The organism is Streptomyces sp. NPDC057743 (genome assembly GCF_042798755.1).
Taxonomy (GTDB): Bacteria; Actinomycetota; Actinomycetes; order Streptomycetales; family Streptomycetaceae; genus Streptomyces.
Genome location: NZ_JBHVJX010000012.1, coordinates 68,790 through 84,494 on the forward strand (window position 1 = coordinate 68,790; position 15,705 = coordinate 84,494).

The window sequence follows — 15,705 nt, forward strand, 5'->3', positions numbered from 1 at the left end:
GGCCGGTCGAGTCGGCGGCCGGGAGGCCGAACGGGCCGGTGGGGGCGCCGAGTTGCCGGCGGTCGGGAGCCCCTCAGAAGCGGGGCTCGTGGGTGCGGGAGGCGATCATGGCGCGGGCCTCCTCCTCGGTGGCCACGGAGGGCGGGGAGCCGTCCAGCGGCTGCTGGGCGGTCTCCTTCATGAGGGCGACGGCGATGACGCCGACGAGGGCGGCGCCCATCGTGTAGTAGGCGGGCACCATCACGTTCTTGTCGAAGGCGTCCATCAGGGCGGTGATGACCAGCGGGGTGGTGCCGCCGAAGAGCGAGACGGCGAGGTTGTAGCCGATGGACAGGGAGCCGTAGCGGACGCTGGTGGGGAAGAGCGCCGGCAGCGCGGCGGACATGGTGCCCAACAGGCAGACCAGGGAGAGGCCCAGGAGGGCCATCCCGCCCGAGACGGCGACCAGCGAGCCCCTCTTGACCAGGAGGAACGCGGGTATCGCCAGGACCAGGAAGCCCACCATCCCGCTCATCAGCAGGGGCTTGCGGCCGTAGCGGTCGTTGAGCTTGCCGACGGTCGGCAGCAGGCAGATCAGGGCGACCATGGTCACCAGCAGGATCAGCAGGCCGTGGGTCTCGTTGTACCCGAGGGTGTCCGTCAGGTAGGTCGGCATGTACGACAGCAGCATGTAGTCGGTGATGTTGTAGGCGCCGACCAGCGCGATGCACAGCAGGATGGCGGGCCAGTTCTGGGTGAAGATCTCGCCCAGCTTCTTCCCGGGGTGGTTGGCCGAGAGGTGGGAGGGCTCCTCCTCGGTGCGCGCGTGGGCGTCGGTGGCGCCGTGGGACTGCTCGGCCTCGAACTTCTGGAACGCCGGGGTCTCGTCCAGCCGGAGCCGGAGGTAGAGGCCCACCAGGCCGAGCGGGCCGGCGATCAGGAACGGCAGGCGCCAGCCCCAGTGGACCATCGCCTCCGGGCCCAGCACGGTGTTGAGCACCAGCACGATGCCGGCGGCGCCGGTGTAGCCGATCAGGGTGCCCATCTCCAGGAAGCTGCCGAAGTAGCCGCGCTTCTTGTCGGGGGCGTACTCGGCGATGAACGTGGAGGCGCCGCCGTACTCGCCGCCGGTGGAGAAGCCCTGGATCAGCCGGAAGAAGATCAGCAGGGCGGGGGAGAAGAGGCCGATCGCGTCGTAGGACGGGATCAGGCCGATGCAGACGGTGCCCAACGACATCATGATCATCGTGAGCGCGAGCACCTTCTTGCGACCGATCCGGTCACCGAGCGGGCCGAAGTAGGCGCCACCCAGGGGCCGCACGAGGAAGGCCACGGCGAAGGTGGCGAAGGAGGACAGCAGGCTGGTGGTGGAACTGCCGCTGGGGAAGAAGACCTTGCCGATGGTCAGGGCCAGGTAGCTGTAGATACCGAAGTCGAACCATTCCATGGCGTTGCCGAGCGCGGCGGCCTTGACCGCGCGGCGGACGGTCGGTTCGTCGGTGACGGTGATGTCGGTGCGGCGGAGCGGGGGGTTGCGGCGCCGGTCGATGGCGCGGAAGAGCACCCAGTGACGCCGGCGCGCCTCCAGGTCGCGATCCGGCGCCAAGTTGCTGTCCTCGGTACTGCGGTGCGGCACGCGGCGGTCCTCCCGTTGGTCGGCGCGGTTCTTCGGCTGCGCGGGCGTGGGAACTACGACGGGTGCGCCTGCACGCTGGAGGCCCGGTCAAAACACTGTGGGCGGCGAACGCGAGGTATGTCACGTCGAGCCGGTCCGGACGGCGCACGTCAGAGGGGTGATGAGGGGGCGCGACGGAACGGCCTGTTACAGGACTGGTACACAGCCGAGTGGTCACCGCGGCTTTCGGGCAATCAGCCTGTGTCCGGGAAAGAGGAGAGTGGCGGTGGCGAAACCGCACCTTTTGGTCGCAGGCCCGTCGAAGGGTGCGCTTTCGTCGCAGGAGGTGGCACCCGCCGCGCGGTGCCGTGCGCGCGGTGGCCGGGCTCCGGGGCCCGGCGCGGGGCCGCGGCGGTGGTCGTGTTTGCTGGCGGGGTAACGGGGCGAGGGCGCCCCGGGAGGAGTGTGTGATGACCGACCGCGAAGGGGCCCGCTTCAGGCGCGGGCGGACCGCCCTGGTGGCCTTTCTCGTGGTGACCGCGCTGGCGGCCGGCGGGGTGTGGTTCAGCCAGGCGTCGGACCGCGCCTCGGCGGTGGACGCCGCCCCGCGGACCTCGGCCGTCCAGGACGTGAAGTCGGACGCCGGGCCCACCGAGGGGCTGCCGGGGGTGCGGGACTGCGGGATCGGAGAGCCGGAGATCCGGCCCCGGGTGATCACGCTGACCTGCGCGGACGCCGGGATGGTGGCCACCGGGATCACCTGGGACCGCTACGACGGCAAGGAGGCCGAGGGCCGGGGCGTGGTCCAGGTGGAGAAGACCGCGGCGGGCGTCGGGACGGACGCCGGGTACCGGGCGACGTTCCGGCTCTACGGCGCCAAGGAGGTCGACGGAGCGCGGGCCTTCACGGGCCTGGAGGTGACCTATGAGGGGTCCACCCCGCTCGGCGACACGACGGAGATGTATAACCTCGCGTGATGGGCATTCGAGGCCGGATCGCCCTGGCCATTTCGGGCATGACGGCGCTGGCGGTGGTGGTGCTCGGGTTCGCCGTGCACCACATCGCGGACGCCGAGCGGGAGCGGTCGGCCCGGGCGTACCAGGACGTCCGGCTGAGCTCGGCGCTGCAGATCTACGAGCGGGACGGCACGCTGGCGCTGGGCGCGCAGTTGGACGACGCGACGCTGCCGTCGCCGCTGCGCGAGGCCGTGTTCCGGGGCCGCTCGGGCACCTATCTGAGCGGCGGCGATGACCCGCGGGTGTGGGCGGCGACCGGTGTCGGCGGCGGCGACGCGGCCCGGCCGACCCGCTCGCTGTCGGTGTCGGCGGCGTACCCGGACGACGATCCGGCGCAGGTGGCGCTGGACCGGGCGCTGTTGATCGCCGGCTTCGGCACGGTCGCGCTGATGGCGGTGGTGTCGTGGTTCGTCTCGCAGCGGCTCTCGCGGCGGCTGCGGCTGAGCGCGGCGGCGGCCCGGCGGATCGCCGCGGGCGAGCCACCGGACGCGGACGCGCTGGCCAGCAACGGCCGGGACGAGGTGGCCGAACTGGGCCGCAGCGTCCACCACATGGCGACGTCGCTGGCGGCGCGGGTGGAGGCCGAGCGGGAGTTCACCGCGGACGTGGCGCACGAGCTGCGCACGCCGGTGGCCGGTCTGGTGGCGGCGGCGGAGCTGCTGCCGCAGCCGCGCGCGGTGGAGCTGGTGCGGGACCGGGCGCAGGCGATGCGGCGGCTGGTGGAGGACCTGCTGGAGGTCTCCCGGCTGGACGCCGGGGTGGAGCGGGCGGACCTGGACGCCTGCGAGCTGCCGTCGCTGGTGCGCGGGATCGTCAAGCGGGCCGCGCGGCAGCGCGGGGTGGACGACCTGGCGGTGACGGTGATCGTCGAGGGCGAACCGATGATCGTGGAGACCGACCGGCGGCGGGTGGAGCGGGTGCTGGTGAACCTGCTGGCGAACGCGGCCAAGCACGGCGAGCCGCCGATCGAGGTGGTCGTCGTCGGCACGCGGATCGTGGTGCGCGACCACGGGCCGGGGTATCCGGCGGAGCTGCGCGCGGAGGGGCCGCGGCGGTTCCGTACCGCGGCGCCGGAGCGCGGCACCGGGCACGGACTGGGGCTGACGATCGCCGCCGGCCAGGCCGAGGTGCTGGGCGCGCGGCTGGACTTCGGCACCGCCGAGGGCGGCGGCGCCGAGGCCGTACTGGAGCTGCCGGACCGGGCCGCGACGGCGGCCCCGGAGACGCCGCAGGCGGCGACGGCACCGTAGCGCCGGTCGCCGCCTCCCGCCGGCTTACAGCCCCAGGTCCTTGATGATCTTGGCGACGTGGCCGGTGGCCTTGACGTTGTAGAGCGCCCGCTCGACCTTGCCGTCCTCGTCGACGATGACGGTGGAGCGGATCACGCCGGTGACGGTCTTGCCGTACAGCTTCTTCTCGCCGAAGGCCCCGTAAGCGGTCAGCACCTCCTTGTCCGGGTCGCCGAGCAGGGTGACCTTGAGCTCCTCCTTCTCGCGGAACTTCGCCAGCTTCTCCGGCTTGTCCGGGGAGATGCCGATGACGCCGTAGCCGTGGCCGGCGAGGAAGTCGAGGTTGTCGGTGAAGTCGCACGCCTGCTTGGTGCAGCCGGGGGTCAGCGCGGCCGGGTAGAAGTAGACGATGACCTTGCGTCCCTTGCGGTCGGCGAGCGAGATCTGCTGGCCGTCGGCGTCGGGGAGCGTGAAGGCGGGCGCGGTGTCGCCGGGCTGAAGTCGCTCACTCATGGCGGGTCTTCCGTCTCCTTGCGAGGGGGCTTGCGGATGGTCGTGGTGCGTCCCCGAGATTAGGCCAGCACGGCGCCGCGGACGTCAGCCGGCCGGCGGCGGGGCGAAACGGGGGTGCTGTGGGGCGCACCCCGGTGGGAGCTGACAGACTGTCCTCCACGAATCGGTACCTGATCGAGGTGGCCGGTTCCGTACGGGGCCGCGAGTCCGGCCGCCGTACCCATCGGCACGAGATGACGGAGGCGGCGCGGTGTCGGAAGCCAGGACCCCTGCGCAGATCGAGGCGGACATCGTCCGCAGGCGGCAGGATCTCGCCGGGACGCTCGACGAGATCGGCGTCCGGCTACACCCGAAGACGATCATGGACGACGCGAAGGCGAAGGCGTCGGCGGCCGTGGACCGCACCGCGGGCCGCGCCTACGTCGCCGTCAACCGCCTGGTCTCGGACGTGCGGGGCCAGTTGGTGTCCGAGGACGGTGCGCCCCGGCTGGAGCGGATCATCCCGGTGGCCATGATCGGTGTGGCCGTGGTGGGCCTGCTCGCCGCGGGCTCCAAGAAGCGTCGCAAGTAGCGGTGTTGGGGGCCGTCGCGGGTCCCTTCCGTCGTACCGGAAGCGGCCCGCGGTGCAAGGGCGCCGCCGCCGGACAGGTACGGTCATGCCGTGAGCCCGAATAACACCAAGGACACCCACGACAAGCTGCCGATCCGGATGCTGCACGACCGCGTGCTGGTCCGGACGGACATCCCCGAGGGCGAGCGCCGCTCGTCCGGGGGCATCGTCATTCCCGCGACCGCGGCGGTCGGACGTCGCCTGGCCTGGGCCGAGGTGGTCGCGGTGGGGCAGAACGTACGGACCGTCGAGGTGGGCGACCGGGTGCTGTACGACCCGGAGGACCGGGCCGAGGTCGAGGTGCGCGGGGTGGCGTACGTGCTGATGCGCGAGCGCGACCTGCACGCCGTGGCTGCGGAGCGCCTGGAGGGCGCGGACGACGCGACGGGCCTGTACCTGTAAGCGCACACCGGCTCCCCCACGGGTGGTGATCGCCGTCACCACCTGCGGGGGAGCCTTTTGCTAGCCTCGGGGACAACCCGACGAGACGCGCCGTACCGGGTCAGGACAAGACGACGCACCCCTGTTGAAGTCCATTCACGGAGGTGCCGTCATGGCATGGGTCCTGCTCGTCGTCGCCGGCCTGTTGGAGGTCGGCTGGTCGATCGGCATGAAGTTCACCGACGGGTTCACCAGGTTGTGGCCCAGCCTCGCCACCGGCGCGGGCATCGTCGCCAGCATGGTCCTGCTGTCCTACGCCGCCCGCACCCTGCCGATCGGCACCGCCTACGGCGTCTGGGTCGGCATCGGCGCGGCCGGCGCCGCGGTGGTCGGGATGCTGGTGCTCGGCGAGCCGATGACCGCCGCGCGGATCTTCTTCATCTGCCTGCTGCTGGTGGCCGTCGTCGGGCTGAAGGCGACCTCGGGTCACTAAAGCTCGGGCCACTCAAGGGGCGCCGCCCGCGGCCGTCAGCCGCCGCCCCAACGCCGCATCATCTCCTCGCCGTTGGGCGGGCCGAGGGGCGGGAACTGCTCGGTGGGCTCGGCCGTCGGCTGCTGCTCGGTGGGGACCGGCGGGAGGGTCGGCTCGCCGGTCGGCCCGGTGGGGGCGCCGGTCCCGGTCGGCGTCCCGGTGCCGGACGGGCCGGTGCTGCCGGACGGGCCGGTGCTCGGCGAGGTCGAACCGCTCGGCGACGAGGAGTCGCTGGCGGACGGCGAGGCCGAGGCGCTCTCCTCGGCGCCGTCCTGGAGTTGGAGGTCGAAGTCGCGCACCGGCCGGCCGCGCAGCGCCGCGGCGGTGTAGTCGGCCCAGATCTGGGCCGGGAAGTCGCCGCCGTTGACGCGGGCCGCGCCGGCCGCGCCGTACAGCGGCTCCTGCGCGGCGGTCTGCGGGTGCTGGCCGAGGACCGCGACGACGGTCGCCAGGTCGGGGGTGTAGCCGGCGAACCAGGCGGCCTTGTCGTTCTCCGCGGTGCCCGTCTTGCCGGCGGCCGGGCGGCCGGCCCCCTGGGCGGCGGTGCCGGTGCCGCCGTCGACGACGCTGCGCAGGATCTGGGTGGTGGTGTCGGCCGCGGCCCGCCCGATGGCGGCGCTCTCCTCGCGCTCCGGCAGGTCGAGGTCGTCGCCGGCCTTGGTGACCTTGTCGACCAGCGTGTACGGCAGTTGCCGGCCGTGGTGCGCCAGCGTCGCGTAGACCTGCGCCATGTCCAGCACGCTGGGGGTGGCGGTGCCCAACGAGATGGCGCCCTGGGAGGCGCCGAGGCTGGGGGTCTTGGCCGGGATGCCGAGCGACACCGCGGTCTTGCGGACGGTGTCCGGGCCGACGTCGATGCCCATCTGGGCGTAGACCGCGTTGACGGACTTGTCGGTGGCCTCGGAGACGGTGATCGGCCCGTAGGAGCGGTCGTCCTCGTTGCCGGGGGCAAAGCCGGTGGCGCGGCCGTGGTTGATGGTCATCCGCTTGTTGGTGCCGTCGTAGACGGTGTTGGGGGTGATCGGGGCGCCGTCCTGGGTGACCGAGCCGTTGTCGACGGCGGAGGCGAAGACGATCGGCTTGAAGGTGGAGCCGACCTGGTAGTCGCGCCGGGTGGCGCCGTTGACGTACTGCTTGGCGTAGTCGATGCCGCCGTAGAGGGCGACCACGCGGCCGGTCGCGGGGTCGACCGAGGCGCCGCCGGCCCGCACGTAACTGTCCACCTTGCGGCCGTCGTTGAGCTTGTCCATCAGCCGGGTCTGGACGGCCTTGACGAGGGCGTTCTGGCGCCGGTGGTCGATGGTGGTGGTGATGCGGTAGCCGCCGGCGCGCAGGGTGTTGTCGTCGAGCACGTTGTGGTCGGTGAGGTAGTCCCGGACCGCCTCGACGAGATAGCCGCGCTGGCCCGACAGGCCGGCGGAGGTGCGGGCCTGCTTCAGCGTGGGGAAGGACATCCGGGTGCGCTCGGCGCGGCTGAGCCACTTCTGCTTGACCATGCCGTCCAGCACGTAGTTCCAACGGGACACCACCCGCGGCCGGTTCTCCGGGTGGGCGGTGATGTCGTAGGCGCTGGGGGCGTTGAGGAGCGCGGCGAGGTAGGCGCCCTCGGCGGTGCTGAGCGCGTCGACGTTCTTGCCGTAGTACGCCTGGGCGGCGGCCTGGATGCCGTAGGCGTTGCGGCCGTAGTAGCTGGTGTTGAGGTAGCCCTGGAGGATGTCGTCCTTGCTCGCCTCGCGGTCCAGCTTGATGGCGATGAAGAACTCCTTGGCCTTGCGGGTGACGGTCTGCTCCTGGCCCAGGTAGTAGTTCTTGACGTACTGCTGGGTGATGGTGGAGCCGGACTGCTTGCCTTTGCCGAGGACGGTGTTCCAGGCGGCCCGCAGCATCGCGGCCGGGTCGACCGCGGACTCGGTGTAGAAGTCCCGGTCCTCGGCGGCCAGTACGGCCCGCTGGACGCTCCTGGGGACGTGGCCGAGCGGCACGTTCTCCCGGTTCACGTCGCCGTCGCGGGCCAACTCCGTGCCGTCGGAGTAGAGGTAGACGTTGCTCTGCGCCTTCGCGGCGCTGTTGGCGGGCGGGATGCCGACGAGGAGGTAGCCGGCGATCAGCCCGCCCACGACCACCAGCAGGAAGAGCAGGGCCGACCCCGCCAGCCCCCGCCAGGTGGGCAGCAGCCGGCGCCAGCCGGTGCGGCGGGGGCGGGCGGTGGCGTCGTGCTCGCCGGTGCCGTCGTGCTCGCCTTCGGTGCCGTCGTGCCGCGCATCGTCGCTCATGTCTGTGGGACTCCTCGGCCGCCGCCGGAGGTCGTGCCGCGGCGGGGCGGTGTCGTGTCAGGGCCGGTGTCGTGCCGGGGGTTGCGGATAGTCCGTGGTGGTATGCGGTGGGTCACGCGCTATGTCGGGAAACGCAACTGACGCCCGTTAGGAAACTTTCGCATCATCTCTTCCGGCCACCGGCGGTGGCGCGCACCGGCGTCCGCCCGGTGACCGGCTGAATGGCGCCCCTACCTCACCCGAACGGGCGATAAATCGATGGTGCCCGTCCCGGGCCCGCCTTAGGCTCTCGGGTTCCGCCGTCCGCACGACCGCCGGACGGCACCGACCAAGAGCTGGGGGAGCGCGGCGTGTTGTACGCAGCCGTGGCGGCCGGCAGCTTCCGGCGGTACGCCACCTACCGCGCGGCCACCGCCGCGGGACTCGTCACCAACACCGCCTTCGGCTTCATCATCGCCTACACCTACCTCGCCCTCTGGGGCCAGCGGCCGCACCTGGGCGGCTACGGACCCGCGCAGGCGCTGACCTTCGCCTGGACCGGACAGGCGCTGCTGACCGTCGTCATGATCGCCACCGGCGGCGTGGACGAGCTCCAAGAACGCATCCGCAGCGGCGACATCGCGGTGGACCTCTACCGCCCCGCCGACCTCCAACTGTGGTGGCTCGCCGCCGATCTGGGCCGGGCCGCCTTCCAACTGATCGGCCGCGGACTGGTTCCGGTGGCGGTGGGCGCCCTGGTGTTCCCGCTGGCGCTCCCCGCCGACCCGCTGACCTGGGGCTGGTTCCTGCTGTCCGCGGCGCTCGGCGCGGTGGTCAGCTTCGGCCTGCGCTACCTCGTCGCGCTGTCCGCGTTCTGGCTCCTGGACAGTTCCGGACTGTCCCTGGTCAGCGGGCTGTCGTGCATGTTCTTCTCCGGGATGGTGCTGCCGCTGCGGGTCTTCCCCGGCCACCTCGCCGACCTCGCCCAACTCCTGCCCTGGGCCGCCCTGCTCCAGGTACCGGCCGACGTCCTGATCGGCGCGCGGACCGGCGGGGCGCTGCTGCGCGGGCTGGCGTTCCAGGCGGCCTGGGCGCTGGCGCTGCTGGCCCTGGGACGCCTGGTGCAGTCCGCCGCCACCCGCAAGGTGGTGGTGCACGGTGGTTGACGCACCGGACGGCCGACTGCGCACCCTGCGGCACGGCCTCGCCGCGTACGGACTGATCGCCTGGATGTGGGTGCGCTCCACGCTCGCCTACCGGACGTCGTTCGCGCTGATGACGTTCGGCAACTTCGCCGCCAGCGGGCTGGACTTCGTCGCCATCTGGCTGATGTTCTCCCGCGTCCACGCGCTCGGCGGCTTCACCCTCCCCGAGGTCGCCTTCCTCTACGGCACCAGCAGCCTCGCGCTGGGCCTGGCGGACCTGCTGGTCGGCAGCCTCGACCGACTCGGCGCCCGGATCCGCGACGGCACCCTCGACGTCCTGTTGCTGCGCCCCGCCCCGGTCTACGCCCAGATCGCCGCCGACCGGTTCGCGCTGCGCCGCCTGGGCCGCACTTCCCAGGGGCTGTTGGTGCTGCTGTGGGCGATCGGCCACCTCGACGTGGCGTGGACCGCCGGCCGGATCCTGATGGTGCCGCTGATGGCGGTGTGCGGCACGGCGATCTTCGGCGCGGTCTACACCGCCGGGGCCGCCTTCCAGTTCTGGGCGCAGGACGCCGCCGAGCTCCAGAACTCCCTCACCTACGGCGGCAACACCCTCCTCCAGTACCCGCCGACGGTCTTCGCCCGGGACCTGGTCCGCGGCGTGACCTTCGTGATCCCGCTGGCCTTCGTCAACTGGCTGCCCGCGCTGTGGGTGCTGGGCCGCCCCTACCCCCTCCAACTGCCGCTCTGGACCGCCTTCCTCGGGCCCGTCGTGGCCGCGCTGATGGTCGCCGGCGCCGCGCTGGCCTGGCGGCACGGCGTCCGCGCCTACCGCAGCACCGGCAGCTAGGACCTGGCCCATCGGGCTGACCCCAGACCACCCCAACGCACAGAAACGAACAGGGAGTTGCGCGCCATGGACCCGGGCACCGACCCGCTGATCGAGCTGACCGACGTCGAGAAGGTCTTCACCGTCCGCCGCCGGGCCGGCCGACTGCGCCGGACCCGGCACGAGGTGCGGGCCGTCGACGGCCTCACCTTCCGTGTCCCGCGCGGCGAGATGGTCGGCTACATCGGCCCCAACGGCGCCGGGAAGTCCACCACCATCAAGATGCTCACCGGCATCCTGGTCCCCAGCGGCGGCCGGCTCCGCGTCGCCGGCATCGACCCCGCCCGGGAACGCGCCCGCCTGGCCCGCCGCATCGGCGTGGTCTTCGGTCAACGCACCACCCTGTGGTGGGACCTGCCCCTCAAGGACTCCTACGAACTGGTCCGCCGGATGTACCGGGTCCCGCCCGCCGCCTACCGCGCCAACCTCGCCCGCTGCATCGAACTCCTCGACCTGGCCCCCCTGTTGGACGTCCCGGTCCGCCAACTCTCCCTGGGGCAACGGATGCGCGGCGACATCGCGGCCGCGCTGCTGCACGACCCCGAGGTGCTCTACCTCGACGAACCCACCATCGGCCTGGACGTCGTCAGCAAGGCCAAGGTCCGCTCCTTCCTGCGCGAGGTCAACGCCGAACGGGGCACCACCGTCCTGCTCACCACCCACGACCTCACCGACATCGAACAGCTCTGCCGCCGGGTGATGGTCATCGACCACGGCCGGCTCGTCTTCGACGGCGACCTCGACGGACTGCGCACCGCCGCGGACGGCGAACGCACCCTGGTGGTGCACCTCGAACGGGAACTCCCGCCCATCGACGGCATCCCCGGCGCCCGCACCGTCCGCGTCGAAGGCGCCCGCCAGTGGCTGGCCTTCCCGGCCACCCGCAGCGCCGCCCCCTTGGTCACCGAAGTCGCCGCCCGCTACCCGCTGGTGGACCTCTCGGTCCGCGAGCCCGACATCGAGACCCTGATCGCCGAGCTCTACGCCGGCGGCGGCGCGGCCCGCGGCACACCGGACGACGACGCCCCCGTACGGCTCTAGGCTGTCCGCATGACTGACGAACGGCTTCCCCAGTTGCGCGCCTCCGACGCCGACCGCGAGCGGGTCGCCGAGATCCTGCGGGACGCCGTCGCCGAGGGGCGGCTGGACATGGCGGAGTTCGACGAGCGGTTGGACGCCACCTACAAGGCCCGCACCTACGGGGAGTTGGAGCACCTCACCGCCGACCTGCCGGTCGCCGCGCAGGCCCCCGCCCCGCTGTCGCTGCGCAAGGAGCCCGCGCCCGCCGGCACCGGCACCGCCTGGGCCGAGCGGATCCGCCCGGGCGCGGGCGGCGCCACCACCGGCATCGCGCTCCTGGGCGGCTTCGAGCGCAAGGGCCGGTGGACCATCGGCCGCCGGTTCGTCGCGATCTGCTGCATGGGCGGCGGCGAACTCGACCTGCGCGAGGCCCAGTTCGCCGCCCCGGAGGTCGAGATCAGCGTCTGGACGCTGATGGGCGGCGTCAACGTCATCGTGCCGCCCGGCATCGAGGTCGAGACCCGCGGGCTGGGCATCATGGGCGGCTTCGACACCCGCGAGGACGGCGTGCCCGGCGACCCCGGCGCACCGCGGGTCATCGTCACCGGCCTGGCCCTGATGGGCGGCGTCGGCGTCGAGCGCAAGCTGCCCAGGGAGGAGCGGCGCCGCCTGAAGGCCGAACGCAAGGAGGAACGGCGCCGCTTCAAGGACGAGCGCCGAAACGGCCGGGAACTGGACTGACCGGGCCCGCCGCCGTCAGAGCGCGGCGGGCGCGGCCTGCCGGAGGTGGTCGACGTCCAGCGCGTTGGCCATCGCGCGGTAGCCGGCGTCGCTGGGGTGCAGATGGTCGCCGGAGTCGTACGCCGGCTTAAGCCGCAGCGGGTGCGCCGGATCGCGCAGCGCCCGGTCGAAGTCGACGACCTCGTCGAAGACGGTGCCGGAACGAATCTCCTGGTTGACCTGTTCGCGTACCTCGTTGAGCCGCCGGGAGTAGCCGCGGTGCCCGCCGAACGGCGTGAGGGTGCTGCCGGTGACCCGCAGCCCGCGGCCGTGCGCCCGCCGCACCACGTCCCGCAGACCCGCCACCACCTTCTGCGGGTCCCACTGGCGCGGGGCCTTGAACAGATCGTTCACACCGATCTCCACCACCACCGCCTTCACCCCCGTACGGGACAGCGCATCGCGGTCCAAACGGGACAGCAGGCTCGGCCCGTTGGTGGGGGAGAGCGGGCTGGAGTCAGTCAGCAGGCGGTTGCCGCTGATGCCGGCGTTCAGCACGCCGTAGCGGGGCGCGCCCGGCTCGTCGCGCAGCCGGGCGGCGAGGAAGTCCGTCCAGCGGTGGTTGGCACCCGGGGTGGAGGTGATCCCGTCGGTGATCGAGTCGCCGATCGCCACCACCGCACCGCGCGCCCGTGTGCTCCACACGTCCACACCGGTCAGATAGCGCCAGTACGGGCTCTGCTCGGTGTAGGTGGTGCCGGTGGCGTCCTCGGTGCGGTCGCCGCGCGCCAGGTAGGACGTCTGGCGGGCGTACGGGTGGTAGGTCGCCGGCCCGGAGGGCGCCGGGGAGTACGTGGTGATCAACAGGTCGGCGTTGCCCGGAACCGCCAGCCGCACCGGGTCGCTGGTGATCTCGCCACCCACCGGGATCGTCACCGCCGGCTTGCCGCCGAACGTCAGCCGGCGCATCGAGCCGGCCGTGGCGATCGGGCCCCCGCTGCCGGCCGACAGCGCCAGCGAGGCGTGGCTGAGCGGCAGCGGGCGGGTGCCGTAGAGGTTCGACAGCCGGATCCGGGCGCTGGAACCGCCGACGCTGGTGTGCACGACATTGCGGATCGACATGTCCGCGTAGCCGTCCTGGGTGCCGGGCTCGGCCGACGCCACCGCCGCCGACCAGGTGCCGACCCACCGCCCGGAGACCGCCGGCGCGGCCGACGTCCGCGGCTCGTGCGGGGCGTTGCCCAGGGGGCCGCGGGCGCCGCCGAAGCCAACGAATATCCCCGCCGAGATCAGCACCACGACCGCCGCCAGGCCGGCGAGCAGGGCGTATCCCACACGTCTGGTCATGCCGGAGACGTCTCCCGGGGGCTTAGGCGGAGCTGCGCGCTCCGGGCGGATGGGGGCGGCGGGACGCTCGGCGCCGGTCCGCTCCGTCCGGGCGCGAGATGCCCGGTGAGCAGCGGCGCCGGCGCGGGTCCGGCCAGGCGTCCATGATCCCACGGACCCCCCGGGGGGCGCCCGCCGCCCCGGACGCCGGGAACTCGTTGCCCGCTCCCCGAGTAGGGCACTGTGGGACACATACGGGCGTACGGCCGGTACGGACGGATCCCGGCAACCAACGGGACGGTCCGCGCCGTCCGTACCGCACGGGGCCGGTACGAGCGGCCGCACGCTGCGGACCGGACGGCCTACGGAAGGCGGGGGAGACGGTGGGAGTGGTGGAGCGGATGGAACACACCCAGGCGGAGGCGGCGCGGACGGCGCAGCCAGTGCCCGCCGGCGGCGCCCCGGGCACCCGGACGGTGCCCGGCGGCCTCGGCGGGAGCGCCGCCGACGCGGAGAAGCGGCGCGGCGTCCGCCGGATGAAGGCCCTGGCGACCGGGCTGCTGCTGGCCGTCGCCCTGGTGTACGCGCTGGCCAAGTGGGCCGGCGCGGCCGGCGCGGGCGGCTGGACCGGCTATGTCGCGGCGGCCGCCGAGGCCGGCATGGTCGGCGCGCTGGCCGACTGGTTCGCGGTCACCGCCCTGTTCAAGCGGCCCCTGGGCCTGCCCATCCCGCACACCGCGATCATCCCCAACAAGAAGGACCAGCTCGGCCAGAGCCTGGGCGACTTCGTCGGGGAGAACTTCCTCTCCGGCGAGGTGGTCCGCCGCCGGCTGCGCTCGGTCGGCGTCGGCGCCCGCCTCGGCCGCTGGCTCGCCGAACCCGGCAATGCCGACCGGGTCACCGCCGAACTGTCCACCGCGCTGCGCGGCGCGCTGACCGTGCTGCGCGACTCCGACGTCCAGGCGGTGGTCGGCGAGGCCATCACCCGCCGCGCCGACGCCACCGAGATCGCGCCCGGCATCGGCGCCCTGCTGGAGAAGGTCGTCGCCGAGGGCGGTCACTCCCGGGTCGTGGACCTGGTCTGCACCCGCGCCCACGACTGGCTGGTCGACCACGCCGACTCCGTCCTCGCCGCGGTCTCCGGCGGCGCCCCCGGATGGACCCCCCGCTTCGTCGACCGCAAGGTCGGAGACCGGGTCTACAAGGAACTCCTCCGCTTCGTCGCCGAGATGCGGGACATGCCCGACCACCCGGCGCGCGGCGCGGTGGACCGCTTCCTGACCGACTTCGCCGCCGACCTGCGGTCCGACCCGGCCACCCGCGAGAAGGTCGAACGCCTCAAGTCCGAGGTGCTGGGCCGCGGCGAGGTGCAGGACCTGATCGCCTCCGCGTGGGGCGCGGTCCGCGCGATGATCGTGGCCGCCGCCGAGGACGAGCGCAGCGAACTGCGGCTGCGGGTCCGCTCGGCACTGCTCTCCCTCGGCGAGCGCCTGGCCGCCGACGAGCGGATGCGCAACAAGGTCGACGGCTGGCTGGAGGGCGCCGCGGTCTACGTCGTCACCACCTACCAGAGCGAGATCACCGCCCTGATCACCGACACCGTCGCCAGCTGGGACGCCACCCACACCTCCCGCAAGATCGAGGCCCACATCGGCCGCGACCTCCAGTTCATCCGCATCAACGGCACGGTGGTGGGGGCGCTGGCGGGCCTGTGCATTTATGCCGTCTCTCACGTATTCGGCTGACGCCGGGCTTTTCCCACGTACTTGGCTTTCCCGCCGTGCGGGGTGCTGTTGTTTGCGCCTGCGGCGCGGGCCGGTCCGCTGCGCTTGGCTGGCCGCCTACGTGGTTGGCTTCCCCGCCGTGGCGCCTGCGGCGGGCGGTGCCGCTGCGCGGGGCTGTTGGGTGCGGTGACGGGTCTCCGGGGGCGGTAGGCCAGACTGCTTCGCTTTACGTCTGGCCTACCGCCCCCTCCGACCCGTCCCCTCCCGTTGGGTGGGGGAATAACAGGTGAGTTGGGGCTGGTCCTTGTGGTCCCCTGACGGCCGTTGCCTGGTGGCTGGGGCCGCCTGTCCTCTGACGGTCACCGCTCGGTCGCTGGGGTCGCTTGCCTTCTTACGGTCGCCACGCAGACTCACACTTCCTCGTCCTCTGACGGTCACCACTCAAGCCACCGGCCCGAGTTGGCCCAGCAGCCGGAGTTGACCCAGCAGCCCGAGTCGAACCACCGGCCGGAGTTGACTCACCGGCCCGAGCTGGCCCACCAACCCGAGTTGGCCCACCGGACGGACGTGGCAACCACCCGTTTCTTCCACCCACCCACGGGAGGGGACGGGCCGGAGGGGTGGGGGGGGCAGACGTAAAGCGAAGCAGTCTGGCACCCCCCCCCCCCCGGGCCCCCACCCCCCCCCCCCCCCCCCCCCCCCGGCCCACCCCCCCCCCGCCCCCGGGGCGAAACACAACACCCCCCCCCGCGGG

The 15,705-nt window shown here is 72.8% G+C and carries 14 protein-coding genes and 1 riboswitch; of the genes, 10 read left to right on the forward strand and 4 right to left on the reverse strand.

Features of this window, described 5'->3' with window-relative positions; translation table 11 throughout:
• Nucleotides 1-73: 73 nt before the first annotated feature.
• Nucleotides 74-1,615: an MFS transporter gene (locus ACFVFQ_RS15895; protein ID WP_383415221.1), complete on the reverse strand. Its 1,542-nt coding sequence runs from the start codon at nucleotides 1,613-1,615 to the stop codon at nucleotides 74-76.
• A gap of 449 nt (nucleotides 1,616-2,064) precedes the next feature.
• On the opposite strand from ACFVFQ_RS15895, the gene ACFVFQ_RS15900 reads away from it, so the two are divergent.
• Nucleotides 2,065-2,571, forward strand: coding sequence for a hypothetical protein (locus ACFVFQ_RS15900; RefSeq protein WP_383415224.1), 507 nt, complete (start codon nucleotides 2,065-2,067; stop codon nucleotides 2,569-2,571).
• Nucleotides 2,571-3,860, forward strand: coding sequence for a sensor histidine kinase (locus tag ACFVFQ_RS15905; RefSeq protein ID WP_383415227.1), 1,290 nt, complete (start codon nucleotides 2,571-2,573; stop codon nucleotides 3,858-3,860). The genes ACFVFQ_RS15900 and ACFVFQ_RS15905 overlap by 1 nt, the downstream gene beginning before the upstream one ends.
• A gap of 24 nt (nucleotides 3,861-3,884) precedes the next feature.
• Here ACFVFQ_RS15905 and bcp read toward each other — a convergent pair whose 3' ends face one another.
• Nucleotides 3,885-4,352: a thioredoxin-dependent thiol peroxidase gene (bcp, locus tag ACFVFQ_RS15910; RefSeq protein ID WP_383415230.1), complete on the reverse strand. Its 468-nt coding sequence runs from the start codon at nucleotides 4,350-4,352 to the stop codon at nucleotides 3,885-3,887.
• 250 nt (nucleotides 4,353-4,602) lie between these two features.
• Between bcp and ACFVFQ_RS15915 the strand changes: the two genes are divergently transcribed.
• The 3 genes from ACFVFQ_RS15915 (at nucleotide 4,603) to ACFVFQ_RS15925 (ending at nucleotide 5,836) form a co-directional block, all read left to right on the forward strand.
• On the forward strand, nucleotides 4,603-4,923 hold the full coding sequence (locus tag ACFVFQ_RS15915; protein ID WP_383415233.1) for a DUF3618 domain-containing protein: 321 nt from the start codon (nucleotides 4,603-4,605) through the stop codon (nucleotides 4,921-4,923).
• Between the two features lie 138 nt (nucleotides 4,924-5,061).
• Entirely contained in the window at nucleotides 5,062-5,364 is a 303-nt protein-coding gene (locus ACFVFQ_RS15920; protein WP_051798423.1) for a co-chaperone GroES, read from the forward strand.
• Nucleotides 5,365-5,422: 58 nt separating this feature from the next.
• A riboswitch (guanidine-III (ykkC-III) riboswitch) is annotated at nucleotides 5,423-5,484 on the forward strand.
• Between the two features lie 31 nt (nucleotides 5,485-5,515).
• On the forward strand, nucleotides 5,516-5,836 hold the full coding sequence (locus ACFVFQ_RS15925) for a DMT family transporter (protein ID WP_383415236.1): 321 nt from the start codon (nucleotides 5,516-5,518) through the stop codon (nucleotides 5,834-5,836).
• A gap of 35 nt (nucleotides 5,837-5,871) precedes the next feature.
• Here ACFVFQ_RS15925 and ACFVFQ_RS15930 read toward each other — a convergent pair whose 3' ends face one another.
• Nucleotides 5,872-8,148: a transglycosylase domain-containing protein gene (locus ACFVFQ_RS15930; protein ID WP_383415242.1), complete on the reverse strand. Its 2,277-nt coding sequence runs from the start codon at nucleotides 8,146-8,148 to the stop codon at nucleotides 5,872-5,874.
• Between the two features lie 350 nt (nucleotides 8,149-8,498).
• On the opposite strand from ACFVFQ_RS15930, the gene ACFVFQ_RS15935 reads away from it, so the two are divergent.
• The 4 genes from ACFVFQ_RS15935 to ACFVFQ_RS15950 all read left to right on the forward strand — a co-directional run bounded on the left by ACFVFQ_RS15935 (nucleotide 8,499) and on the right by ACFVFQ_RS15950 (nucleotide 11,922).
• Nucleotides 8,499-9,293, forward strand: a complete 795-nt coding sequence (locus ACFVFQ_RS15935; RefSeq protein WP_383415246.1) for an ABC transporter permease — start codon at nucleotides 8,499-8,501, stop codon at nucleotides 9,291-9,293.
• Nucleotides 9,294-9,357: 64 nt separating this feature from the next.
• The gene (locus ACFVFQ_RS15940) at nucleotides 9,358-10,122 is read left to right on the forward strand and encodes an ABC transporter permease (protein WP_383415639.1); all 765 of its coding nucleotides are present in this window, start codon (nucleotides 9,358-9,360) and stop codon (nucleotides 10,120-10,122) included.
• Nucleotides 10,123-10,188: 66 nt separating this feature from the next.
• Nucleotides 10,189-11,202, forward strand: coding sequence for an ATP-binding cassette domain-containing protein (locus ACFVFQ_RS15945; protein ID WP_383415250.1), 1,014 nt, complete (start codon nucleotides 10,189-10,191; stop codon nucleotides 11,200-11,202).
• A gap of 9 nt (nucleotides 11,203-11,211) precedes the next feature.
• Nucleotides 11,212-11,922: a DUF1707 domain-containing protein gene (locus ACFVFQ_RS15950; protein ID WP_383415253.1), complete on the forward strand. Its 711-nt coding sequence runs from the start codon at nucleotides 11,212-11,214 to the stop codon at nucleotides 11,920-11,922.
• Between the two features lie 15 nt (nucleotides 11,923-11,937).
• Here ACFVFQ_RS15950 and ACFVFQ_RS15955 read toward each other — a convergent pair whose 3' ends face one another.
• Nucleotides 11,938-13,248: an SGNH/GDSL hydrolase family protein gene (locus ACFVFQ_RS15955; RefSeq protein ID WP_383415256.1), complete on the reverse strand. Its 1,311-nt coding sequence runs from the start codon at nucleotides 13,246-13,248 to the stop codon at nucleotides 11,938-11,940.
• Nucleotides 13,249-13,628: 380 nt separating this feature from the next.
• Here ACFVFQ_RS15955 and ACFVFQ_RS15960 point away from each other — a divergent pair, with 380 nt between their 5' ends.
• Nucleotides 13,629-14,972 carry a DUF445 domain-containing protein gene (locus tag ACFVFQ_RS15960; protein ID WP_383415259.1) on the forward strand — a complete coding sequence of 448 codons (1,344 nt, stop codon included), beginning with the start codon at nucleotides 13,629-13,631 and terminating at the stop codon, nucleotides 14,970-14,972.
• Nucleotides 14,973-15,705 lie beyond the last annotated feature (733 nt).

Coding starts and splice junctions, on each gene's coding strand:
- ACFVFQ_RS15900 (WP_383415224.1), top strand. CDS start 2,065: ATGACCGACCGCGAAGGGGCCCGCTTCAGGCGCGGGCGGACCGCCCTG.
- ACFVFQ_RS15905 (WP_383415227.1), top strand. CDS start 2,571: ATGGGCATTCGAGGCCGGATCGCCCTGGCCATTTCGGGCATGACGGCG.
- bcp (WP_383415230.1), bottom strand. CDS start 4,352: ATGAGTGAGCGACTTCAGCCCGGCGACACCGCGCCCGCCTTCACGCTC.
- ACFVFQ_RS15920 (WP_051798423.1), top strand. CDS start 5,062: ATGCTGCACGACCGCGTGCTGGTCCGGACGGACATCCCCGAGGGCGAG.
- ACFVFQ_RS15925 (WP_383415236.1), top strand. CDS start 5,516: ATGGCATGGGTCCTGCTCGTCGTCGCCGGCCTGTTGGAGGTCGGCTGG.
- ACFVFQ_RS15930 (WP_383415242.1), bottom strand. CDS start 8,148: ATGAGCGACGATGCGCGGCACGACGGCACCGAAGGCGAGCACGACGGC.
- ACFVFQ_RS15940 (WP_383415639.1), top strand. CDS start 9,358: ATGTGGGTGCGCTCCACGCTCGCCTACCGGACGTCGTTCGCGCTGATG.
- ACFVFQ_RS15945 (WP_383415250.1), top strand. CDS start 10,189: ATGGACCCGGGCACCGACCCGCTGATCGAGCTGACCGACGTCGAGAAG.
- ACFVFQ_RS15950 (WP_383415253.1), top strand. CDS start 11,212: ATGACTGACGAACGGCTTCCCCAGTTGCGCGCCTCCGACGCCGACCGC.
- ACFVFQ_RS15955 (WP_383415256.1), bottom strand. CDS start 13,248: ATGACCAGACGTGTGGGATACGCCCTGCTCGCCGGCCTGGCGGCGGTC.
- ACFVFQ_RS15960 (WP_383415259.1), top strand. CDS start 13,629: ATGGAACACACCCAGGCGGAGGCGGCGCGGACGGCGCAGCCAGTGCCC.